Consider the following 23940-nt stretch of genomic DNA (forward strand, 5'->3'; position numbering starts at 1 on the left):
AATCAGGGATTTTATGTATCCTGATATGAGAATCGTTACGCTTTTTAAAAATCTCCCTCTTTTCGTTACGAAAAGAGGGAGCGGAGGGATTACAACAGAGCGTTAGCTTTCGCCACCACGTTCTCCACGGTGAAGCCGAACTCTTTAAACAGCAGATCTGCCGGGGCTGACTCGCCGAAGCTGGTCATACCGACAATCGCACCGTTCAGGCCGGTATATTTGTACCAGAAGTCAGCGATAGCTGCCTCGATAGCCACACGGGCGGTGACCGCCGCCGGCAGTACCGATTCACGGTACGTCGCATCCTGCTTGTCGAAGGTATCCGTTGACGGCATTGAAACGACCCGGACCTTACGGCCCTGGCCGCTCAGCTGCTCTGCGGCCGTCACGGCCAGAGAGACTTCTGAACCGGTCGCAATCAGGATCAGTTCCGGCTGACCGTCACAGTCCTTCAGAACATAGCCGCCGCGGGCGACGTTCGCCAGCTGCTCCGCACTGCGTGGCTGCTGTGGCAGGTTCTGGCGGGAGAAGATCAGCGCGGTCGGGCCGTCCTGACGTTCGATAGCGTATTTCCATGCCACCGCCGATTCCACCTGGTCACCCGGACGCCAGGTACTCATGTTCGGGGTGGTGCGCAGGCTGGCCAGCTGCTCGACCGGCTGGTGAGTCGGGCCGTCTTCCCCCAGACCGATAGAGTCATGGGTGTAGACCAGCACCTGACGGATCTTCATCAGGGCTGCCATACGGGTTGCGTTACGCGCATATTCCACAAACATCAGGAAGGTCGCGGTGTAGGGCAGGAAGCCGCCATGCAGCGCGATACCGTTCGCCACTGCGGTCATACCGAACTCGCGCACACCGTAATGGATATAGTTACCGGCGGCATCTTCGTTGATTGGTTTAGAGCCGGACCACATGGTCAGGTTGCTCGGTGCCAGGTCGGCTGAACCGCCCAGATATTCCGGCAGCAGTTTACCGAACGCTTCAATGGCATTCTGTGAGGCTTTACGGCTGGCGATGTTCGCCGGGTTTGCCTGCAGCTGTTCGATGTATTTCTGTGACTCTTCCTGCCAGTTTTCCGGCAGTTTATCCGTGGTACGACGGATGAATTCCTCAGCCAGCGCCGGGAAAGCCTGCTGATACGCCGCAAATTTCTTATCCCACGCCTGCTCTTTCTCTCTGCCGGCGGTTTTGGCGTCCCAGCCTGCGTAGATATCTGCAGGAATTTCAAACGGCCCGTAGTTCCAGCCCAGCTGTTTACGGGTCAGTGCGATTTCCTCGTCACCCAGCGGGGCGCCGTGAGCATCGTGGGTACCGGCCTTGTTCGGAGAGCCAAAGCCAATCGTGGTTTTGCAAATCAGCAGTGACGGTTTGTCGGTCACGCTGCGCGCTTCTTCCACCGCACGGCGGATAGCGTCATGGTCGTGGCCATCGATACCGCGGATCACATGCCAGTGATAAGCTTCAAAGCGTGTTCCGGTGTCGTCGGTAAACCAGCCATCGGTATGACCATCGATGGAGATCCCGTTGTCGTCATAGAACGCGATCAGTTTACCCAGTTTCAGGGTACCGGCCAGTGAACAGGCTTCGTGAGAGATCCCTTCCATCATGCAGCCATCACCCATAAACGCGTAGGTGTAGTGGTCGACGATATCGTGGCCCGGACGGTTAAACTGGGCAGCCAGCGTGCGCTCAGCAATGGCAAAACCGACGGCATTGGCAATGCCCTGGCCCAGAGGCCCGGTGGTGGTTTCCACGCCCGGGGTGTAACCGTATTCCGGGTGACCCGGGGTACGGGAGTGCAGCTGGCGGAAGTTTTTCAGTTCCTGAATCGGCAGATCATACCCGGTGAGGTGCAGCAGGCTGTAAATCAGCATCGAACCGTGGCCGTTAGACAGCACAAAGCGGTCCCGATCGGCCCAGGACGGGTTCTGCGGGTTATGATTCAGGAAATCACGCCATAACACTTCGGCAATATCCGCCATGCCCATCGGGGCGCCCGGGTGACCGGATTTGGCTTGTTGTACGGCATCCATACTGAGGGCACGAATAGCATTCGCGAGTGCGTTATGAGAAGGCATAGTACATTCCAATCGGTTAATAAAAAGTTAATGAATATAAAAACTATAGCCGGGCTGCCAGCATGTCTTCCAGTTTTTGCTGGTCGATAGCGAGCTGACGTATCCCTTCAGCCAGTTTTTCCACAGCCATAGCCTCCTGATTATGCAGCCAGCGAAATTCATCTTCGGCGAGCGGGGCTGGCTGATGGAACGCTTCAGTCGAAGGAATAAGTTGACGTTCAATGGTGGATTCTGAGTCCTTCAGTGCCCGAAGTAATTCCGGTGACACTGCCAACCGGTCGCAGCCGGCCAGTGCAAGCACCTGTTCCGGTTGACGGAAGCCGGTAGCCATCACGATCGTCATATAGCGATGTTTCTTATAATAGTCGTAAATCGCTCTGACTGATTTCACACCAGGGTCATTTTCTGCAACATAAGATGAATCAGGGTAACGGCTCTGATACCAGTCGCAGACAGGTCCGACGGGCGGTGAGATCAGACAGACACCGGCTTCAGCACAGGCCCGGGCCTGAGCGAACGAGTACAGCAGCGTCAGGTTGCACCGGATACCGTTCTGTTCCAGCGTTTCAGCCGCTTTAATTCCCTCCCAGGTCGCAGCCAGCGTAATCAGCAACCGGGAACGGTCAATGCCCTGTTCTTCGTACATTTTAACCAGCTTTTCGGCGCGCGAGACGCACAATCCACGGTTAAAGGAGAGGCGCGGATCGATCCCGGCAGATACCCCTCCAGGAATATGTTTCAGGATTTCGACACCGGCATTGACTGCCAACCGGTCACTGGCGTTGATGATACGGGTTTCCCGGTTTCCGCCTTGCAGACTGGCATACTGAATCGCCTCTGCGATCAGTGGCTGGTAGTCGCTTAAGGTGGCCGCCTTCAGTATCAGCGAGGGCGTGAGGGTGGCGTCATGGGGCTGATACGCAAGCACAGCGTGAATATCGTCACTGTCGGTGACCACAGTCGTAAATTCTTTTAATGCGTCAAGCGGATGCATAATCCGGTTCTCGTCTCTTCAGAAGCGGGTTTCCGTGGCAAACGGAATCACCCGTAACAGTAATTTAACACTGTGCCGGAGTTTTTTCGGGAAGAAAATACGTTTTCTCCGATAGTAGCAACAGGGGAGACTAAAAACGGGGAAAGCGGGAGAGCAGGGACGCTCTCCCGTCAGAATAAGGGTGGGGGTCAGATCCAGTCGTTTACCGGTAAGAATTTTTCATACAATTCGGCTTCAGGGCTGCCTGCTTCCGGCTGGTAGTTATACTCCCAGCGTACCTGCGGCGGCATTGACATCAGGATAGATTCGGTCCGGCCTCCGGTCTGTAAACCGAACAGGGTACCGCGGTCCCAGACCAGATTAAATTCCACATAACGTCCGCGCCGGTATAACTGGAACTGGCGTTCACGCTCACCCCAGCCCAGAGACTTACGACGTTCGACGATCGGCAGATAAGCTTCTGTGAAGCCAAGCCCGACCGCCTGCATAAATGAGAAGCAGTGGTCAAAATCCGGGCTGTTCAGGTCATCAAAGAACAATCCACCGATACCGCGCTGTTCATCACGGTGGCGCAGATAGAAGTAGTCATCACACCACTTTTTATACCGGGGATAGACGTCTTCACCAAACGGCTGACAAATATTCCGTGCGGTCTGATGCCAGTGCACGGCATCTTCTGTAAAACCGTAATAAGGCGTCAGATCAAAGCCCCCGCCAAACCACCAGATAGGGTCAGCACCGGGTTTTTCTGCAATAAAAAAGCGGACATTGGCATGGCTGGTCGGTATATACGGGCTGTGCGGATGGATGACCAGCGAAACGCCCATCGCTTCAAAACTGCGGCCCGCCAGTTCAGGCCGGTGGGCTGTGGCCGAGGCCGGCAGGTTATTTCCGGAGACATGAGAAAAATTAACACCCGCCTGCTCGAAAACCGCCCCTTCACGCAACACGCGTGAACGTCCGCCACCACCGCCTTCCCGCTGCCAGACATCTTCGCTGAAACCTGTTTTACCATCAGCATCAGCCAGTTGCTGACAGATATTGTCCTGCAATGACAGCAGGAAGTTTTTGACCTGATTCTTGTCGGGAGCGCTCATATCACTTTATTCGTTGAGGGGTTTCCGGGGATTATACCTAACTTACCCGGCGATTGTGGACCACTGACTCATTATAATAATTCACGATCCCTTCAGTGATTGCCCCGGCAATTTTACGCCGGAAGGCCGTCGTCCCCAGCAATTTCTCTTCTGACGGGTTGGTAATAAACGAGGTTTCCACCAGAACCGAAGGAATTGACGGTGATTTAAGCACGGCAAACGCGGCCTGTTCGGTGACCTGGCTGTGCAGGTGATGCACCGGACGGATACGTTCAATAACATGTTTCCCCAGCGTCAGGCTGTTTTTTATGGTGTTAGTCTGTACCAGGTCAAACAGGATCTGCTGCAGATAGTGGTCTTTTTCCTCGACTTTGAGTCCGGCGACTTTATCGGCAGAGTTTTCGCGATCTGAAAGATAGCGGGCCATGGCACTGGTGGCTCCACGGTTAGAGAGGGCGAAGACCGAGGCACCATGAGCATCCGGGCTGGTATAGCCGTCAGCATGAATGGACATAAACAAGTCGGCACCGTGCTGACTGGCGATTTCCACACGCTGATACAGCGGGATAAAGTGGTCGCTGTCACGGGTCAACCGCGCTTCAATATAGGGATGATTGTTCAGCATCTGACGGACGTTACCGGCAATTTCCAGCACCACGTGTTTTTCCATGGAGCCTTCTTCACCGACGGCACCGGAGTCGATCCCGCCATGACCCGGGTCCAGCATGACAATAAACTTACCGTTTTTGGCAGGCTTATGGGGCTGCGGCGTATGGGCTGCCTGCGCTCTGAGATCTGGCTCTTTTGCCAGTACCGCCCTGGGTGACAGTACTGCCAATGCCAGACCGGAAAAGAGTAGCTGGCGGCGGTTCACCAGTTGTTTCATCGGGGACAATTTTTTCATCTGCAGTTCCATTCTGGTAATTATTTAGTTAATACCATTGTGTTATATCGTAACAACCCTGCTTTTGCGACAAAGCAAATATTTCAGCCTTTTACCGAGTATTGCAGTTCTGTTCTTTACAAATATCAGAATTTTCGGCTTTGTTTCATGCTTCAGGCTTGCAGTGAGGGCGGAAAACGCCATAATCAGCGGATATCTGTAATGTAAAAGGGGCATCGGCGATGGAAATACGGGTATTTCGCCAGGAAGATTTTGACGAAGTTATTACGCTATGGGAGCGTTGTGATTTATTACGCCCATGGAATGATCCGGAAATGGATATCGAGCGTAAAATGAGCCATGATCCTGATTTATTCCTGGTTGCCGTGTTAGGCGGTGAAATTGTTGCCACGGTGATGGGGGGGTATGACGGTCATCGCGGCTCTGTCTATTATCTGGGGGTGGATCCGGACTATCGCGGTCGTGGTTTTGCAAATGCCATGATGACCCGGCTGGAGAAAAAACTGGTCGCCAGAGGCTGTCCAAAGATCAATCTGATGGTTCGTGAAGAGAATGATGTGGTTCTCGGGTTTTACGAAAAACTGGAATACGAAACGGTTGACTCGGTATTACTGGGTAAACGACTGATTGAAGACAGGGAATATTGATCTGCCTGTCCCCGCAGGCACGGAGTGAGGCCACAGATTACCATTGATTCATTATTCACCTGATCACTATGACAGCCAAGGCCAGCTTCGCTTGCCTCTTATGTTCTGGCTGGTCCTGATTTTACAGGCGAGAACCTGGATAGTGCTGGTATTCGCCGGTGCGTCCCGCCAACAGGGCAATGCACTCCTGACGCTGTTTTATCCTGACCAACAGGGGTTCTATCCAGGGCTGGCGTTTGGCCTGGTGGCGGCGGTGGCGTTTTTACTGTCCGGTCGCCGCCAGCAATTCCCCCGCCTGTGGGCGGCCTGGCGCTGGGCCTTAGTCGCCGCAGCTGTATTCACCGCCGTCTGGCAACTTCAGCAGTTCAGTTATACGTTATTGCAACAATCACCGGTCCCGTTGATTTTACTGATCTTTGATCTGCTATCGGCCCTCTGGCTGCTGGCTGATCGCCGCCTGCGCGACTGCTTCCGGACGGAGAATATGGCCGGCGAATAAACTTTCTGCTGATTTATGACTCCAATCAGGCATTAGCTTAATGCGTAAGGAACAGAAACTGCCATGAAATTGTTAAAAACCGCGCTGTTGACCAGTGCCATGCTACTTGGCGGATGCGCCGGTTCCGGCCAGAGTACAGCGACGGAGAGTACCGTTCACTGGTGGAACCCGCTGACCTATTCCTGGTCATCGGCACTCCCGTGGCACTGGTTTAGCAGTCCGGTTAAAGTGACAGATCAGGGCGTGGGCGGACTTAATAGCCTGACGCCAATGAATGAGTCTGAGATCCATCAGGCACTGGGCAGCGACTATCAGTTGCGACAGGGGATGCGCACCGAAAACGGAAATATTGTCACTTTCTGGCAGGCGCTGAAGCAGGGACAGGTCATGCTGGATATTCAGGGGCAAAGTACCATTTCCCGGATTACCGTGACTGACCCGTCCGTCGTGACGGCAGATGGCGTACATATCGGCAGCCCGTTCTCAGCGCTTTACAGTAAAGCTTTCGGTCACTGTCAGTCAGCGGATAACGGTAACAGTGTGCAGTGCCGTTCGCCGGTGGCCGGAAATATCCAGTACCTCTATCAGGGGGAAGGGCACGGGCCGGAAGGCATTATGCCGGCCGATGAGACGCTGAAAAACTGGACCCTGACCAAAATTATCTGGCAACAGTAACCGGTGACGCAGAACAGGGGGACCGGGAATATCCCTGTTCTGTCACAGGTTATTATTTCGTTTTTCCGGTATCATAAACCAGAAATATATCCTGTTGAGTGATACCGGAGAGCATAACGTGACACATTTTCAGAGCGGCATTTTGCCGGAACATTGCCGTGCGGCTATCTGGCTTGAAGCCGGCGTCCGCGGAGACCTGACGCAAGCAGGACCTAAAATCCGGCAATTTCTCGCCCGCCAGCATGAATTACAGCAAAAGTTTCCTGATGCGCAACTCAGTTCGGTGATTGCCTTCGGACCGGGATTATGGCGTGATCTGCAACCCTCGGCCACCTCTGCCCCGGAACTGAAAGACTTCACCCCGCTCGGGAAAGGGATGGCACCCGCCACCCAGCGTGATCTGCTGATCCATATCCACTCCCTGCGTCACGATGTTAACTTTTCTCTCGGCCAGATGGCCTGTGAAATTTTTGCGGGTCTGCTGGAGATCAACGAGGAAACGCAGGGGTTCCGTTGGGTCGAAGATCGTGATCTCAGTGGTTTTGTGGATGGTACAGAGAACCCGCACGGGGACGACCGCCGCCAGGTCGCCATTATCGAAGATGGCGAAGATGCAGGCGGCAGCTATGTTTTCACTCAGCGCTGGCAGCACAATCTCGGGCAGTGGAATAAATTACCGGTAGACCGCCAGCAAGCCATTATCGGGCGAACCAAAGAGACCAGCGAAGAACTGCCTGCCGATGAACGTCCTGTCACATCACATGTCAGTCGCGTGGATCTGAAAGAAGCGGGGAAAGGCCTGAAAATTTTACGCCAGAGCCTGCCTTATGGCAGCGTCAGTGGCGTTCATGGGCTGTATTTTATTGCCTACTGCGCGCGACTGCACAATATTGAACAGCAGTTGCTCAGTATGTTCGGCGAGACCGATGGTAAGTTTGACGGCATACTGCGTTTTTCCAAACCGGTGACCGGCAGCTATTATTACGCCCCGTCGCTGTCCCAGCTGGACGCACTCTGATATCCCTGCCGGGGCGGCGGTCTTATGCTGATGCATGGCGATCGCTGGCCTCAGCCTTCGCCCTGCCACATATCTCCGGACAGGCACTAAACCGTCGGGCCTTATCGTAAGCACCGCCAGTACAGCCGGATGTGCCGGGGCAGGCTCCGGTCCGCTGACCTGACATTCAGCCCTGCCAGTCGGGGTTGACAGGCGCCCGGGCGGGCAGGGCGCATTCTCCGCTGCGCTGTTTGCCATCCTCCGGCAATCCTTATGCAATTTTAGACTTTGAAAGCAATAAAAAGTATATAAAACTGCTACAGCTTTCCCCTGAGAAATAAATACACTGACTCACTGCGGCTATCGGGTGTCGCGTGGGTGCTCAGGGGTAAGTTAATGAATCTCTCAGGAAAAAAATGGACAGGTGCAGCGTTGTTGTCGCTGGCCTTCGTCAGTACGGTTCAGGCGACGACTCTGCTGAACAGTTCCTATGATGTCTCCCGGGAGTTATTCAGCGCCCTGAACCCGTTGTTTGAAAAACAGTGGGATCAGGCTCATCCGGATGACCCTCTGACGATTCGTCAGTCACATGGTGGCTCTTCCCGCCAGGCGCTGGCAATCCTGCAGGGATTACGTGCGGATGTCGTGACCTATAATCAGGTCCCGGATGTGCAGATCCTGCATGATAAGGGCCATCTGATCCCGGCGGACTGGCAACAGCGTTTGCCGGATAGCAGCTCGCCTTTCTACTCCACCATGGCTTTTTTAGTCCGCAAAGGGAACCCGAAACATATTCACAGCTGGGCGGATTTAACGAAGCCCGGGGTGAGTCTTATCTTCCCGAATCCTAAAACCTCCGGTAACGGGCGCTACACCTGGCTGGCTGCTCTCGGGGCGGCCGAAAAAGCAGACGGTAACGATCCGGCGAAGACCCGGGCGTTTATGACCCGGTTTATCGGTAATGTGGCGGTCCTGGATACCGGCGGACGCGGTGCCACCACCACCTTTGCCGGGCATGGTATCGGGGATGTGCTGATAAGTTTTGAATCCGAAATCAATACTATTCGTCAGCAATACCCGGACGCCGGTTATGAAGTGATTGTGCCACGGACCAATATTCTGGCGGAGTTTCCCGTGACCTGGATCGATAAAAATGTGTCTGAGCAGGGGAATACCGCGGCCGCAAAGGCGTATCTCAATTTTCTGTACAGTCCGGCGGCTCAGAAAGTCCTGACCGGATTTTACTACCGGGTCCATAACCCGCAGTTAATGTCGCAGAATAAAGCCCGTTTCCCTGATGTCACCCTGTTTCGTGTTGAGGAGCAGTTTGGTGGCTGGGAGCAGGTGATGAAAACACAATTCGCTACCGGCGGAGAGTTTGATCAATTGCAGTCAGCAGGACATAAGTAATGATACTAAAGCGTCAAAAGCGGGTATTACCGGGATTTGGATTAAGTTTAGGGACCAGCTTGTTTTTTACCTGTCTGATCCTGTTATTACCGATGAGTGCTTTACTCATTCAGTTATCAAAAATGACCTGGTCAGAGTACTGGCATGTGATCACCGACCCGGAACTGGTGGTGGCTTATAAAGTGACACTGCAGTCGGCGGCCGTGGCAGCGATATTCAATGCTTTTTTTGGCATGCTGATGGCCTGGGTTTTAACCCGCTATCGGTTTCCCGGCAGAACGTTTCTGGATGGTCTGATGGATCTGCCTTTCGCATTACCCACGGCGGTGGCAGGCCTGACCCTGGCGGGGTTACTGGCTCCGTCCGGCTGGTACGGTCACTGGCTGGCTGAGCATGGCATCAAAGTCGCCTATACCTGGCTTGGGATTTCTGTGGCGATGGCCTTCACCAGCCTGCCGTTTGTTATCCGCACGGTGCAGCCGGTACTGGAAGAGCTGGGGCCGGAATATGAGGAAGCGGCTGAAACATTGGGGGCGAGGCCCTGGCAGACGTTTTTACGGGTGATCCTGCCGGAGGTGGCACCGGCTCTGATGGCAGGCACTGCGCTCTCTTTTACCCGCAGCCTGGGAGAGTTCGGCGCGGTGATCTTTATCGCCGGGAATATCGCCTGGAAAACCGAAGTCATTTCGCTGATGATTTTTATCCGTCAGCAGGAGTTTGACTTCCCGGCGTCCAGCGCGATTGCCTCCGTCATTATGGCGGCCTCTTTACTGTTACTTTTTGCCATTAACGTGTTGCAGAGCCGTTATGGCCGTCGTATCGGAGGTCACTGATGCGTGATGTCACCACAGGGCCTGTCGCCTTTAAAAAGTCCCTCCCGTGGGGGAAATATCTGCTGATCACCGTGGGTGTGCTGTTGTCTGTGCTGATCCTGGTGATCCCGCTGATCTCCATTTTCTGGGAGGCGCTGGGAAAAGGTATTCTGGCTTCACTGCATAATCTGTCGGACCCGGATATGCTGCACGCTATCTGGCTTTCCGTGATGATTGCACTGATCACCGTGCCGGTAAATCTGGTGTTCGGGACGTTACTGGCCTGGCTGGTGAGCCGCTTTAATTTCCCGGGCCGTCAGCTACTACTGACGTTGTATGACATTCCGTTTGCCATGTCGCCGGTCGTGGTGGGGCTGTTGTATCTGCTGTTCTGGGGGATTAATGGACCCGCAGGACACTGGCTGGATGCCCATAATATTCAGATCATGTTTGCATGGCCCGGCATGGTGCTGGTCAGTATCTTTATCAGTTGTCCGTTTGTTATCCGTGAGCTGGTCCCCGTCATGTTAAGCCAGGGGAATCAGGAAGATGAAGCCGCAGTCTTACTGGGCGCGAATGGCTGGCAGATGTTCTTCCGGGTAACGTTACCGAATATCCGCTGGGCGCTGCTGTATGGTCTGGTGCTGACCAATGCCCGCGCTTTGGGGGAATTCGGCGCCGTGTCGGTGGTTTCCGGCTCGATACGGGGTGAAACCTATACTCTGCCTCTGCAGGTGGAATTACTCCATCAGGATTACAATACCGTGGGTGCCTTCACGGCAGCCGCGTTACTGGCATTAATGGCTATCGTTACACTTTTTCTGAAAAGCGCACTGCAATGGCGACTGGAACGTCAGCACCGGCGCCAGCAACAGGACGACAATTATGAGCATTAATATTGAGAAGATTAATAAATCTTTTGGCAAAACATCGGTACTGAACGATGTGTCGCTGGATATTGCCTCCGGTGAAATGGTGGCGCTGCTGGGGCCGTCCGGGTCCGGTAAGACGACGCTGTTACGTATTATTGCAGGCCTGGAGCACCAGAATAGCGGAGCCATTTCGTTTCACGGCCGTGATGTGAGTCACCTGCATGCGCGGGATCGTCATGTGGGGTTTATGTTTCAGCACTATGCGCTGTTCCGGCATATGACGGTCTCTGACAATATTGCGTTCGGGCTGACCGTATTACCCCGCCGCGATCGCCCTTCGGCGGCCGACATCCGGAAAAAAGTCAGCAAGTTACTGGAAATGGTGCAGCTCTCGCATCTGGCCAACCGCTATCCGGCCCAGCTGTCCGGGGGCCAGAAACAGCGTGTTGCACTGGCCCGTGCGCTGGCGGTCGATCCGCAGATTCTGTTACTGGATGAACCCTTCGGTGCCCTGGATGCCCGGGTGCGCAAAGAGTTGCGGCGCTGGTTACGTCAGTTACATGAAGAGTTACAGTTCACCAGCGTATTTGTGACCCATGATCAGGAAGAGGCGATGGAAGTGGCGGATCGGATTGTGGTGATGAGCCAGGGGAATATTGAACAGACCGGGACGCCGGAGCAGGTGTGGCAGCATCCTGAATCCCGGTTTGTGCTTGAATTCCTCGGTGAAGTGAACCGCTTTGATGGCCATGTTACGGGGGGAGTATTGCAGGTCGCCGGGCAGTCCTGGCCACTGAATGGCGTGACCGGTATTGAAGGCGAGGTGGCTCTGTTTCTCCGTCCCTGGGAAGCGGCAATCCGCCATGAGTTCTCTGACGTTACGCCACTGGCCGTTAAGATCCTGGAAGTCAGCCCGCGCGGCCATTACTGGCAAATCATTGCCGAACCGCTGGGCTGGACAGGCGAACTGCTGACGCTGGTGAGTGAAGTTCCCTCTGCGCCTCCGGTGCGCGGTCAGACACTGTATATCGGTGTTCAGAATGCGCGTGTCTATCAGGGAGAGCAGAGGTTGCAACCTATTGCCTTTGCGAAAAGCGCCTGATATTTTCAATTCATTGTCTGTAAAACAGCCTGGCGCTCATCGCGGCCAGGCTGTTTTCGTTTCTCTGTGCAGGTAACACGCTGTGATAACTCTGGAAAGCACTATCGGTAATACTCCCCTGATCCGCTTACAGCGCCTGGTGCCAGATAATGGCAGTGAGGTCTGGGTGAAGCTTGAAGGAAATAATCCTGCCGGCTCGGTCAAAGACCGGGCGGCCTATTCGATGATCCATCAGGCTGAGCTCCGTCAGGAGATCTCCCCCGGTGATACGCTTATCGAGGCCACCAGCGGTAATACCGGGATTGCTCTGGCGATGATTGCGGCGATGAAAGGTTACCGGATGGTTTTACTGATGCCGGATAATATGAGCCTCGAGCGTCAGGCGGCAATGAAGGCTTACGGTGCAACGCTGGTCCTGGTCAGCCGTGAACAGGGGGGAATTGAAGGCGCCCGTGATCTGGCGATGCAGATGGCCGCCAACGGCGAAGGTAAGGTGCTGGATCAGTTTAATAATCCGGATAACCCTCTGGCGCATTACCGCACCACCGGTCCCGAAATCTGGCAACAAACCGCGGGAAAACTGACGCACTTTGTGTCCAGTATGGGAACGACCGGGACGATCACCGGAGTCGGACGTTACCTCAAACAACAGGATCCTGCGGTGCAGGTGATAGGATTACAACCGGAAGAAGATTCTCAAATCCCGGGGATCCGCCGCTGGTCAGAAGCTTACCGGCCGGGCATTTTCCGGGCGGAATGGATAGACAGGACCATCGATATGTCACAGGCACTGGCCACTGAGACCATGCGCCAGCTGGCCCGTCGTGAGGGTATTTTCTGCGGAATGAGTTCCGGGGGTGCAGTGGCCGGGGCGTTAAAAATTGCCGGAGATGTCCCCGGGGCGAAGGTAGTGGCGATAATTTGCGATCGCGGTGATCGTTATCTTTCTACCGGAATCTATGAACTATCCTGAGCAGAGACGCCGCGGGTCTTGCGGCGGAAAATGGTAAGGATAGCGTAAATCCTGCGGTCAGCGGCGGAATAACCGGTCAGAATACGACGAATACAGAGACAGAGAGTGTGACATGAAAATATTACTGGTTGATGATGATCACGAGCTGGGCACCATGCTGAGTCAGTATCTGGAAGGTGAGGGCTTTGCGACTGTGCTGGTGATGACCGGCAAAGAGGCCATCAGTCAGGCGGCTTCGGGTCAGTTCAATGCGGTAATTCTGGATATTATGTTACCCGATATGAGCGGCATTGATGTTCTGCGGCAGATCCGTCAGCAGGGACGGTTACCGGTCATTATGCTGACCGCGAAGGGCGATAATATTGACCGGGTTATCGGTCTGGAGATGGGGGCGGATGATTATATGCCAAAACCCTGTTATCCCCGTGAGCTGGTGGCCCGGTTACGCTCGGTGATGCGCCGTATTGACGAACATCCGATAGTCCCGGAGAAAAAAGAGTTACTCACCTGTGGGGAGCTGACGCTGAATTCCTCTACCCGTACTTCCGCCTGGCGGGGTGAAAACTTTGATCTGACCGCTTCGGAGTTTAATCTGCTCGAACTGCTGATGGCGGCCAGCGACCGGGTAGTTTCGAAAGATGAGCTATCAGAGAAAGCGCTGGGACGACAGCGTGAAGCCTATGATCGCAGTGTCGATGTCCACGTGAGTAATATCCGTCAGAAACTGAGTAAGCTGACCGATGACGAGGTGAACATCGAAACTGTCCGCAGCATCGGTTACCGGATACGATGAAAACAGGTTACCCGGGACGGTTGTTCTGGAAAATGCTGCTGCTGTTCTGGCTGGTGTTTCTGATTATCAGTCAGTTCCTGTGGCTGGGATTCAGCATGTTCGGTAACTTTGAACCGCCGAGCCAGAAAGAAGCCCGGCGGATGCTGAACCTGCAACTGGAATCGGCGGTTTCGACGCTCAGGACGGCCGGACCGGAAGGGATTGCTACCCTCACTGCCGGCTGGCCGGAGAATATGAAACAGGTCTTCACGGTCAGCGTCAGCCCGCAACAACCCCCGCGGTTACTGGATCTTACCGATATGCCGGCGGAAAGCCGGTCGGCCGGTGAGCCGCAGGGACTGCCGCCGCCACTGATACCTCGTTCGGGCAGTGATTCGCAAACGGTCTCTTCACCCCTTTATATGTCCTCCGGACAAATTTATCGTCAGGTGACCGGACCACGAGGGGTGGTATATGACCTCTGGTTCAATCTCCGTGCTTTCCGTCATCAGGAATCCTATGACCATTCGATCATCCAGCGGTTCCTGCACATTCCGATGCCAATGGTGATCATGTTTGTTCCTATGGGACTGATGATGAGCCTGTTACTGGCATGGAACCTGACCCGCCCGATGCGGCAGTTCCGTGAAGGGTTCAGACAGGTTTCTACCGGTGATCTGTCGGTCAGGCTGTATCACAAAATGCAGCGGCGCCATGATGAACTCTCGGCGGTTGCGCGTGACTTTGATGCAATGGTGGAGCGACTGGATGTTCTGGTAAAAGCCAGAGAGGAGTTGCTGCACGATATCTCTCATGAGTTGCGGACACCGCTGGCGAGGCTGCAACTGGCAACGGCACTGGCCCGCCAGACGCCGGAAAATGTCGAAGATTCACTGGATAGGATCGATAACGAAGCGCATAAGCTCGATAAAATGATTGGTGAATTGCTGACCTTATCGCGGGCAGAGCATGACTCTCCGGACGTTGATCAATATTTTGATCTGACCAGTCTGCTGGAGGTTGTGGTTGCGGATGCCCGGTTTGAAGCGCAGATCCCGCAGGTGAAAATCGATGTCAGTTATGACACCCGGGCTGATCATATGGTGCAGGGGAACGCAGAGATGATCCGCCGGTGTATTGAGAATGTGCTGAGAAATGCATTGCGTTTTTCCACCGCAGGACAGTGTATTGATATTCAGCTATCTTCCGCACCGGAATGGCTGACGCTGTATATCAGGGACCAGGGGCCGGGGGTGGAACAGGATAAACTCTCCAGCATCTTTGACCCGTTCGTCCGTGTACAGTCGGCACAATCCGGAAAAGGCTACGGTCTCGGACTGGCGATTGTACGTAAAATTATCCTGGCCCATCATGGTGAGGTCAGGGCAGAAAATCGCCGTCAGGGCGGGCTGGAAATTATGTTGCGTCTGCCGCACTGGGTGGCCGGCGAGTAATACAGGCGACGTGTATGTGGCCTGTTCAGCGTGGCGGTTTTGATGGCAGGCAGACCAGTATCACCCCGGTGATCACCAGCAAGATACCGGCCAGCGCAGACACTGAGAAATGTTCCCCGTGTAACCCCAGTCCGAGGGCGATCCCCCACACCAGAATATAACTCAGGCTCAGTAAGGCATAAGCTTTACTGAGCGCCAGCCGTTTCAGGGCCAGAAACCAGCATCCCATCGACAACGCATAGCCAAGCAGCCCTGCCAGCAATAATCCGCTGGTCATCGGATGATGCCACAGGAAAACAAGCAGTGATATCAGCTCCCCTGACGCAGGGAGTACGGTCATGGCTTCCTTCATGGCAGGCTGTGCACCGCTCACCAGCAGGACGCTCAATAATGCCCAGAAATATCCCATCAGATCCCCCGGCTAAGTAACAGAATACCGCCGATAATACAGGCAATCCCCAGCCAGTGCCGCCGGCTGACAGGTTCATGCCACAGCCAGCGCGCGGCCAGTGTTATCCAGATAAAATTCAGACTGAGCATCGGGTAGGCCAGCCCGACCGGCAGGGTGCGCAGTACCTGCAACCAGAGCAGCATCGCACACCCAAGGCAAAGCAGGGCCAGGCCGAGCCACAGACAGAGATGGTTCAGCCCGGGGCGCCCCGTTGCTCCGGAGGCTGCCTGTTTCTGGCATAACTGTCCCAGGCAGCTCAGTAGGCTCGAGAACAACAGTGCGACCAGGGTCATCGTTGCGGGCCGTATTCGACATACAGCAGGCGGCCCTGCTGGACACTAAAGTCAGGCTGCGGAAGGTCCATCCCGGACAGCGTTTCACCTTTATTTGTCTGCAGCACCATCGAAACCCCCTGACTGCGATGTGTGGCCAGCCACGCCGGGAATGCCTCACGGGAAATAAACCGCCCCTTGCCATCGGCATAGTTCAGTCCATAGGTAAGTTCACCTTTTTCGTCATACAAATCAATATCTGAACGTTTAAGGTGCCAGGCGATCCCGGAGGCAATCCCCACCCGGTTGGACAGAATGTAGCGGGTTGCTGTCAGGTGAGTCGTCATCCGTTCCAGAAACTCCTGCGGCTGTTTACTGTCCCTGACGGATGCGGGGATCGTATACCCGACCAGTAAAGCCAGACCTAACGGACATAGCGCCGCTGCCAGACGGAATTTTCCCTGGCGAATGAGTGCCAGTACGCCAAACAGGCTCCAGCTCAGAAAAACAATCAAGGCCAGCAGTAAACGGTGGCCTTCCTGCGGGCTATAGAACGGATGCGTGGGCATTCGCCAGCTCACCACTAACAGAAGGATGCCGGTGATACCGAAAATGATATTGATCCAGCCATTCGCCGCAGTGGTACGCCGGGTCGCATTCAGCACCGTTTTGCCCAGTAAAATGGCCAGCGGAGCAAAGCAGGGCAGGATATAGGTCGGTAATTTCCCTTTTGCGATGCTGAAAAAGAGTAAGGGCATGATGACCCATCCGAGCAGGTAAACGGTGCCCGGGTGCTGATGACGTCCCTGCCAGCCGGTTCTCAGCGCCGCTGGCAGATAGCCGAGCCAGGGCAGTGAGCCGCCCAGCAGCACAGGCAGGTAGTACCAGACAGGCGCCTTGTGCTGAGCATCCGGTTCGGCAAAACGCTGAATATGTTCAACCCAGAAGAAATAGTGCCAGAAGTCAGGCTCTCTGGCATTGATAGTCAGCGCCCAGGGCAGAGTAAACAGCAGGCAGCTCAGTACCGCCAGTGGCCCGAATATTACTACTTCCCGCCAGCGTCGTGTGCTGATAACCCAGGGGATAATACTGATCACCGGTACGGCCAGAGCAAGAAAGCCCTTAGTCATGATGCCCAGGCCACAGGTTACCCCCAACACCAGATACCAGGCCGCCCGGCCAGTGCCGGTGGTTGCGGTTGTCGCCCGCCAGAAACTGACCATCGATGCCGTCAGACAGAGTGCTATCATCGGGTCAAGCACCGCATAGGTGCCGATACCATTCACCAGCAGGCAGGTCAGGTAGATCCCGCCGGAGATAATGGCCAGTTTCTTATCCCGCCACATCAGCCAGGCCAGCCAGCCAGCCAGTAAAGCACACAGCGTGACCGAGAAGACCGCCCCGAAGCGGACAGCGAAATTGTTATGACCAAAAATCATCTGGCTGACATTGTTTATCCAGTATCCCGCCACCGGCTTCTCAAAATAGCGCAGTCCCAGAAAATGCGGATCCGCCCAGTTATGATTTACCAGCATCTCACGGCTGATTTCGGCATAACGCGATTCGTCAGGCTGCCAGAGCGCGCGCGTCTGCAGTGGGAACAGATAAAAAAGAGCATACAGCAGTAGCAGGCATACACCGTATTTAGTGGCTTTCATCATATACACATTATCGTTGAAGTGTCTGACAGCCCAGCCAGCCTTCACGGCCGGGCACATGTCCGCGCATTATCTTTCCGGCGGGCAGCGATGCATCAGTTTCGGGAAGCAGTTCACTGAGCGGGACAAACCGGATCCCCTCATCACGGGCGGCGGCCAGCAGGCGTGAAAAGTCGTCGCGATAGGCAATGCCTTCGACCTCGGCATGGATGGTATAGACAGGGGTGCCTTCGTCTTTATGCATGGCATCCAGGATAAAACGATTAAACGCTTGCGGACGAATATTGCGCCCGACGACCTCATCCCAGGTCGGCAGGGTCACCGGGATCTGCACCGTGCCAGAGGTGGTGTCATTCAGCACTGGCCTGAAGGGGGCCGTTCCCCGGCAATCACTGTTATAGCGAAAGCGGAAAGGTTGTTTGGCTTTCACCACCCGCTGGTCGGCACGCCAACCGGCGACCGCTGAACAGGTTACCTCTGTGCCGGTAATGGCTTCCAGGGCCTCTTTCCCCCGGCGGATATGTTCAGTCAGATCCTTCGCTTTCCAGACCCCGGCCCAGGTTTGCCAGGCATGATGATCCCAGGCATGCAGCCCGGTTTCATGTAAACCGGCGGCCCTGCGGATAATCTCCGCATTACCGGCACCGATCAGCCGGCCAGGCCAGGCCGTTCCGGCCAGTAAAATATCCCAGCCATACAGGGAGGGGGCTCCCGAGCGAAGCATCTTCAGTAAAAATGCCGGTTTGATCAGGCGCCAAAGATGGCGCCCCATGTTGTCCGGTCCGACAGAAAAGAAAAAGGAAGCCCGGATATTTTCAGCCGCCAGCATGTCCAGCAGCGCGGGAACCCCCTGGCGGGTTCCCCGCCAGGTATCGACATCAATGCGCAGGCCGACTTTTTTCATCGGGTCTGATCCGCGGGAATGACCGTATTAAGGAAGAAGTCGAGTGTCTCTTCGATGGTCTTCTCCATTCCGATGGACGGGGTCCAGTTCAGCAGGCGTTGAGCATTACGGATATTAGGCTTTCTGTGCTCGACGTCCTGGTACCCTTTACCATAATAACTACTGCTTTCGATATCGCGATAACCGGCAAACGGCGGGAAGTGCTGCCGGAGTGGATGACGCTCGAAACAGCGGTAAAGCATTTCGGCCAGTTCACGGATACTGGCTTCATTCTCCGGGTTACCGATATTGATGATCTGTCCGTCACACTGTCCCTGTTTATTTTCGATAATACGGAACAGGGCCTCGATACCGTCGGCGATATCCGTGAAACAGCGTTTCTGCCGGCCGCCATCCACCAGTTTGATCGGCGAGCCTTCGACCAGATTCAGGATCAGTTGGGTAATGGCCCGGGAACTGCCGATCCTCGCAGAATTCAGGCTGTCGAGGCGCGGCCCCATCCAGTTAAATGGCCGGAACAACGTGAAGCGGAGTCCTTCTTTTTCGCCGTAGGCCCAGATCACCCGGTCCAGTAATTGTTTTGAAACCGAATAAATCCAGCGTTGTTTGTTGATAGGCCCGACCACCAGGTTAGAGCGGTCTTCATCGAAGGTTTCATCCGTACACATGCCGTAAACTTCAGAAGTGGACGGGAAAATGATCCGTTTTTTGTATTTTACACAGCCACGGATAATTTTGAGGTTCTCTTCGAAATCCAGCTCAAATACCCGTAAAGGGTTACGTGTATATTCTACCGGTGTGGCAATGGCCACCAGAGGCAGGATGACATCACATTTTTTGATGTGGTAATCGATCCATTCGGTATGGATCGTAATATCACCTTCGACAAAATGAAAACGCTCATTGCCAAGAAAACGGCTGACCGCATCCGAGCCGATATCCATGCCGAAGACTTCATAATTGTCATCCTGCAGCAGGCGTTCGGTCAGATGGTTGCCGATAAAGCCGTTGACCCCGAGGATCAGCACCCGGGTGCGTTTTTTCTGCGCGACCACCGGCTGTGTACTGATAATTGAACCTTCGGTCAGGCCTAAGGGACGTACGAGTTCGCGGCCCTGCATATAGACGCTTTGTTCCGTTTGTCCGGTCACAATTTCCAGTGCGCCCTCACCACAGGCGACTATCAGCGGAGAGACCGACAATACCTGGCCTGGTGTCGCTGCCGGGACATCGGTATGTACGCGGGATTTCCAGACGATAAACCTGGTGTTACCGACATAACTGAAGGCGCCCGGCCAGGGTTCACTGACGGCGCGCACCAGGTTATGCAATACCGTGGCGGGCTGATTCCAGTCAAGTCGACCGTCTTCCGGGGTTCTGCGGCCCACATAAGTCGCCCGTTGTTCATCCTGGGCTGACAGCGCGACCTTGCCTTGCTTTATCGCCGGCAGAGTGGACTGAAGCAGTTCGCGGGCCGCCTGAGTCAGTTTTTTATGTAACCGCAGTGCATCATCACTGGCGGAAATAGCGACCGTTTGCTGAGATACAATCTCTCCGGCATCCGCCCGTTTCACCATTTTATGTAAGGTAACACCGGTCTCTGTTTCGCCGTTCACCAGCACCCAGTTCAGAGGCGCGCGTCCGCGGTAACGGGGCAGCAGAGAACCATGCAGATTATAAGCACCGGCCGGCGGGAGATTCAGGATCTCTTCTGACAGCAAGTCCCGGTAGTAAAAAGAGAAGATAATGTCCGGCGCACTTTCGCGAAGCCGTTCCACCCACAGCGGATGATTCACGTTCTCCGGTGAAAATACCGGAATGTTATGTTCTGCCGCCAGGTGTGCGACAGAACCGTAGAAATGATTTTCTGACGGATTGTCCAGGTGGGTATAGATGGCAGTAATATCGAAACCGGCTTCAATCAGCGCCTCAACGCCCACACATCCCATGTCATGATAAGCAAAAACGACAGCTTTCATTATAAATTATCCTCATTAGTTGACGAAGCGGCGTGATTAACGACACGCTGAACAAAATAACGCGGGCGCGCACGGACATCGCTGTAGATCCTGCCGATATACTCACCCAGTAATCCCATGCCAATGAATTGCGCGCCGATAAAAATAAATAACACGGCGAATAGCGTAAAAACCCCTTCAGCGGCCCAGTGGGCACCGAAAATCAGTCGCAACACGACCAGCAGAAATGCGAACAGAAAACCGGCACAGGCGATCAGCGCGCCGACGACACTAAGCATTCGCAGTGGTGTGGTCGTCAGACAGGTCACCAGGTCATACATCAGGTTTATCAGGCGCATAAAGCTGTATTTCGATGTGCCGTGCTCACGCTCCGCATGATGCACCGGAATCTCCGTGGTATGACGGGCGAAGGTATTGGCCAGAATGGGGATAAACGTGCTGCGCTCCTGACAATGCAGCATGGCCTCGACGATAGGGCGCCGGTATGCCCGCAGCATACAGCCATAATCGCCCATCGCTTTACCGGTGGTACTCTGGATCAGCCGGTTAATCATCCGTGAAGCAATCTTACGGAACGGGCTGTCCTGACGGTTTTGCCGTACGGTGCCGACGACGTCATAGCCCTGCCGGGCGGTCGCGACCAGGGCTGGGATCTCTTCCGGCGGATTCTGTAAATCTGCATCCAGTGTGACAATCAGGTCACCGGTGACATAGCTGAAGCCTGCCATTATGGCGGAATGCTGGCCATAATTACGGTTCAGGAGGATGGCGACGATATGGCTATCCACCGCTTCCGCAGCATCAATAATCTGTTGTGCGGAGTTATCACTGCTGCCGTCATCAATGAGCAGGATCTCATAATCGGTGTCCAGCTGCCGGCAGGCGGCCGTGGTCCGGGAAATCAGGTCAGGCAGGCTCTCCTGCTCGTTATATACAGGAATAACGACAGAGACTTTATTCACAGGGGTTGGTGTCCGCATCTTACATCCTGGTAATTTCTTTAATGGCGGTAATCACCCGATGACAGTCGCCATCGGTCATGTCCGGAAACAGGGGAATGGAGCAAATACGGTCGCTGTTCCATTCGGTGGCCGGTAAGTGCAGGTCCGGAAATTGTTCACGGTAATATTTCTGGGTGTGCACCGCGCGGAAATGCATACCGGTTCCGATATTCCGGTCTTTCATTTGCTGCATAAACTGATCCCGGCTGACACCACAACGTGTCTCATCGATCCGTAACACAAATAAATGCCAGGCGTGCTGGTGGGGCCAGGCGGGCAGGGCCAGAGGTAATACGGGAGCATCGGCGAAGGCTTCGGTATAACGGGCTGCAATATCTGCCCTGCGGCTATTAATCGCCGGGAGTTTACTCAGTTGATTCAGGGCAATCGCGGCCTGAATGTCGGTCAGGTTATATTTAAAGCCGGGGGTGATCACTTCTGCCTGGGGCTTACGGCCCAGTGTCTCCCTGTCAAAGGCATCTACGCCCAGGCCATGGAATTTCAGTGTCCGTATGCGGGCGGCCAGTTCATCATCGTCGGTAACGATCATTCCGCCTTCCGCGCAGGTTACGTTTTTAATGGCATGGAATGAGAAAATGGCTGTGGCATGGTGACCGATGTGCTGCCCCTTGTAGTAACATCCGGTAGCATGAGCAGCATCTTCGATAACCAGCAGATTATGACGGCGAGCCACCTCATAGATGGCGTCTGAATCTACCGGCGCACCGGCATAATGTACCGGAATAATTGCCTTGGTCCGCGGGGTGATGGCCGCTTCCAGGGTGGCTGCTGTCACCATAAGGTTATCAGGGTCAATATCTGCCATCACTGGCGTTGCCCCCAGTAACGAAATCATATTCGCGGTAGACACCCAGGTCAGCGACGGAGTAATGACCTCATCGCCCGGGCCCACACCCGCGGCCATCAGTGTGATATGCATTCCGCCGGTTGCTGAACTGACGGCAATCGCATGCTTTGTTCCCGTAAGCTGGCTGAACTCTGCTTCAAGCGCCTGATTTTTTGGACCAGTGGTGATCCACCCGGACCGGAGCACCTCACGAATTGCATCAAGATCCTGTTCATCCAGAGAGGGACGTGAAAAAGGAATAAAATCAGTCATAAAATTTCCTGGTATTAAAATAAAAGCTGGTCAGCAGGTAAACGTATTCCGTTATGCAAAACATGCATGGCGGATAGCGCGAATAACGCAGCCTGAAAGGAATAGTACCTGACCAGATATATATGATGATTCAACGAAATACAGGGTGATGTGCCCTGTATTTTACTCAGGTTAAGAGAATTATACAGAGGAAAAGTTCCGGGGGAACAGGAAGAATATTTAAATTATTTTACGAAGGCATGATTATTAATTTTTTTTAATGTTGTCTGACCGGTGAATATTTAATGGAACATAAACAATTATAAAAAATCGCGCCCGAAATTAAACGAAAGATAACCAGTGGTGAAAAATGGCATTTTTCGGCTTTGCATATTTTAATTAATCGTCTAGCACCCCAAAGGGATATTGAAAAAAACAGTTGCAGTATAAGGCGAGGAAAAATAATTTTTCACACTTCGTCATCATTGTGTCCGCTGAACAGCCAGTAACGTAGGGTAGCCGGGAGTGACCAGCCGCCGGCAGGAAATGGCTCTCTGCACAGGGGGGACTTGACGGTGTCAGACACCAGTGTATCGTTCCTGCCTAAGCCCTAAGCCCTAAGCCCTAAGCCCTAAGCCCGGGTTCTATGTCCGGGTCCGGTTGTGCTGAGATTGTCCGGTATGCCGGGAAATGCGCTTTCAGTTGATGATTGACGTACAGGCAGTGTGCCCCGGCGAGAGGGGCGGTCTTCTTCAAGGTATGCCAGCACGCTGCGAAATAAGAAAAATACAGATTATGGCACGACTGATGAGTGTATTACGACGTGAGAAGTCGTCGTCAATGATATTAACCAACGGGAGACTTTGCTGATCTGGCGTGAAGGCGGTATCGTATTTTTCTGAGCCTGAAAGCTCAGTGCCTGATACGCTGCAGTAAGTCTCTGAGTCTGGTGATGCTGATTAGGAATAACTTAATTTATTATTATATAAGAAAAACAGTGCGACAGGTGAGATGCAAAGTACAGAAGGTGACAGTTTTATTTTTGTTTGCGGGTCAGCAGAGGAGCAGGAGAAATATGTCAGGATATATTATTGAATGATAAAAACTCTATGGAGATGTCAGCGGCCAGGTACTGGTGAATGTTTTTAAAAACATGAAGTTAATTATTGCGAATATTATCCTGCAGGGATGAGGGACACTCCGGTAATTAAGAATATTTCAAACCGTCAGCGAAGTCGTGTGAGTTTGTAAGCACCTTTGCAGACAGATCTCAGGCCGAAAAAAAAC

Annotated in this window: 22 protein-coding genes; 11 read left to right on the plus strand and 11 right to left on the minus strand. The window is 54.0% G+C overall.

The window, feature by feature from the left end:
* Nucleotides 1-89: 89 nt before the first annotated feature.
* The 4 genes from tkt to amiA form a co-directional block, all read right to left on the minus strand.
* Nucleotides 90-2081, minus strand: coding sequence for a transketolase (gene tkt, locus JK223_RS06030; RefSeq protein ID WP_212713312.1), 1992 nt, complete (start codon nt 2079-2081; stop codon nt 90-92).
* Between the two features lie 43 nt (nt 2082-2124).
* Nucleotides 2125-3075: a transaldolase gene (gene tal / locus JK223_RS06035; RefSeq protein WP_212713313.1), complete on the minus strand. Its 951-nt coding sequence runs from the start codon at nt 3073-3075 to the stop codon at nt 2125-2127.
* A 188-nt stretch (nt 3076-3263) separates the two neighbouring features.
* Entirely contained in the window at nt 3264-4172 is a 909-nt protein-coding gene (gene hemF / locus JK223_RS06040; protein WP_212713314.1) for an oxygen-dependent coproporphyrinogen oxidase, read from the minus strand.
* Nucleotides 4173-4209: 37 nt separating this feature from the next.
* On the minus strand, nt 4210-5088 hold the full coding sequence (gene amiA / locus JK223_RS06045; protein ID WP_212713315.1) for an N-acetylmuramoyl-L-alanine amidase AmiA: 879 nt from the start codon (nt 5086-5088) through the stop codon (nt 4210-4212).
* Between the two features lie 209 nt (nt 5089-5297).
* Between amiA and JK223_RS06050 the strand changes: the two genes are divergently transcribed.
* The 11 genes from JK223_RS06050 (at nt 5298) to JK223_RS06100 (ending at nt 15289) form a co-directional block, all read left to right on the plus strand.
* Nucleotides 5298-5723: a GNAT family acetyltransferase gene (locus JK223_RS06050; protein ID WP_212713316.1), complete on the plus strand. Its 426-nt coding sequence runs from the start codon at nt 5298-5300 to the stop codon at nt 5721-5723.
* A gap of 43 nt (nt 5724-5766) precedes the next feature.
* Nucleotides 5767-6222 (plus strand): DUF2919 domain-containing protein, encoded by a 456-nt coding sequence (locus tag JK223_RS06055; protein ID WP_212713317.1) that lies wholly within the window; start codon nt 5767-5769, stop codon nt 6220-6222.
* Between the two features lie 63 nt (nt 6223-6285).
* Nucleotides 6286-6897 carry an RpoE-regulated lipoprotein gene (locus tag JK223_RS06060; RefSeq protein WP_212713318.1) on the plus strand — a complete coding sequence of 204 codons (612 nt, stop codon included), beginning with the start codon at nt 6286-6288 and terminating at the stop codon, nt 6895-6897.
* A 118-nt stretch (nt 6898-7015) separates the two neighbouring features.
* Nucleotides 7016-7915 carry a Dyp-type peroxidase gene (locus tag JK223_RS06065; protein ID WP_212713319.1) on the plus strand — a complete coding sequence of 300 codons (900 nt, stop codon included), beginning with the start codon at nt 7016-7018 and terminating at the stop codon, nt 7913-7915.
* A 375-nt stretch (nt 7916-8290) separates the two neighbouring features.
* Nucleotides 8291-9304: a thiosulfate ABC transporter substrate-binding protein CysP gene (gene cysP / locus JK223_RS06070; RefSeq protein WP_212713320.1), complete on the plus strand. Its 1014-nt coding sequence runs from the start codon at nt 8291-8293 to the stop codon at nt 9302-9304.
* Entirely contained in the window at nt 9304-10137 is an 834-nt protein-coding gene (gene cysT / locus JK223_RS06075) for a sulfate/thiosulfate ABC transporter permease CysT (protein ID WP_212713321.1), read from the plus strand. The genes cysP and cysT overlap by 1 nt, the downstream gene beginning before the upstream one ends.
* The gene (gene cysW / locus JK223_RS06080; RefSeq protein WP_212713322.1) at nt 10137-11012 is read left to right on the plus strand and encodes a sulfate/thiosulfate ABC transporter permease CysW; all 876 of its coding nucleotides are present in this window, start codon (nt 10137-10139) and stop codon (nt 11010-11012) included. Before cysT ends, cysW begins: the two co-directional genes overlap by 1 nt.
* Nucleotides 11002-12090, plus strand: a complete 1089-nt coding sequence (gene cysA / locus JK223_RS06085) for a sulfate/thiosulfate ABC transporter ATP-binding protein CysA (protein WP_212713323.1) — start codon at nt 11002-11004, stop codon at nt 12088-12090. Before cysW ends, cysA begins: the two co-directional genes overlap by 11 nt.
* A gap of 82 nt (nt 12091-12172) precedes the next feature.
* A complete protein-coding gene (gene cysM, locus JK223_RS06090) occupies nt 12173-13063 on the plus strand; it encodes a cysteine synthase CysM (protein ID WP_212713324.1) in 891 nt (296 codons plus the stop codon).
* Between the two features lie 112 nt (nt 13064-13175).
* Nucleotides 13176-13856 (plus strand): response regulator transcription factor, encoded by a 681-nt coding sequence (locus JK223_RS06095; protein ID WP_212713325.1) that lies wholly within the window; start codon nt 13176-13178, stop codon nt 13854-13856.
* Nucleotides 13853-15289, plus strand: coding sequence for an ATP-binding protein (locus JK223_RS06100; RefSeq protein WP_212713326.1), 1437 nt, complete (start codon nt 13853-13855; stop codon nt 15287-15289). Before JK223_RS06095 ends, JK223_RS06100 begins: the two co-directional genes overlap by 4 nt.
* A gap of 25 nt (nt 15290-15314) precedes the next feature.
* Here JK223_RS06100 and arnF read toward each other — a convergent pair whose 3' ends face one another.
* Genes arnF through arnB form a run of 7 tightly spaced genes read right to left on the minus strand, consistent with a single transcriptional unit; the run spans nt 15315 to nt 22674 of the window.
* Nucleotides 15315-15701, minus strand: coding sequence for a 4-amino-4-deoxy-L-arabinose-phosphoundecaprenol flippase subunit ArnF (arnF, locus tag JK223_RS06105; RefSeq protein WP_212713453.1), 387 nt, complete (start codon nt 15699-15701; stop codon nt 15315-15317).
* The gene (arnE, locus tag JK223_RS06110) at nt 15698-16033 is read right to left on the minus strand and encodes a 4-amino-4-deoxy-L-arabinose-phosphoundecaprenol flippase subunit ArnE (RefSeq protein WP_212713327.1); all 336 of its coding nucleotides are present in this window, start codon (nt 16031-16033) and stop codon (nt 15698-15700) included. The genes arnF and arnE overlap by 4 nt, the downstream gene beginning before the upstream one ends.
* Nucleotides 16030-17670 carry a lipid IV(A) 4-amino-4-deoxy-L-arabinosyltransferase gene (arnT, locus tag JK223_RS06115; protein WP_212713454.1) on the minus strand — a complete coding sequence of 547 codons (1641 nt, stop codon included), beginning with the start codon at nt 17668-17670 and terminating at the stop codon, nt 16030-16032. Before arnT ends, arnE begins: the two co-directional genes overlap by 4 nt.
* A gap of 10 nt (nt 17671-17680) precedes the next feature.
* The gene (gene arnD, locus JK223_RS06120) at nt 17681-18574 is read right to left on the minus strand and encodes a 4-deoxy-4-formamido-L-arabinose-phosphoundecaprenol deformylase (protein ID WP_212713328.1); all 894 of its coding nucleotides are present in this window, start codon (nt 18572-18574) and stop codon (nt 17681-17683) included.
* Nucleotides 18571-20553 carry a bifunctional UDP-4-amino-4-deoxy-L-arabinose formyltransferase/UDP-glucuronic acid oxidase ArnA gene (arnA, locus tag JK223_RS06125; RefSeq protein WP_212713329.1) on the minus strand — a complete coding sequence of 661 codons (1983 nt, stop codon included), beginning with the start codon at nt 20551-20553 and terminating at the stop codon, nt 18571-18573. The genes arnD and arnA overlap by 4 nt, the downstream gene beginning before the upstream one ends.
* Entirely contained in the window at nt 20553-21533 is a 981-nt protein-coding gene (arnC, locus tag JK223_RS06130; protein ID WP_212713330.1) for an undecaprenyl-phosphate 4-deoxy-4-formamido-L-arabinose transferase, read from the minus strand. The genes arnA and arnC overlap by 1 nt, the downstream gene beginning before the upstream one ends.
* A gap of 1 nt (nt 21534) precedes the next feature.
* Nucleotides 21535-22674, minus strand: coding sequence for a UDP-4-amino-4-deoxy-L-arabinose aminotransferase (gene arnB, locus JK223_RS06135; protein ID WP_212713331.1), 1140 nt, complete (start codon nt 22672-22674; stop codon nt 21535-21537).
* Nucleotides 22675-23940 lie beyond the last annotated feature (1266 nt).

This window comes from Tatumella sp. JGM118, assembly GCF_018257515.1.
GTDB lineage: Bacteria > Pseudomonadota > Gammaproteobacteria > Enterobacterales > Enterobacteriaceae > Tatumella > Tatumella terrea.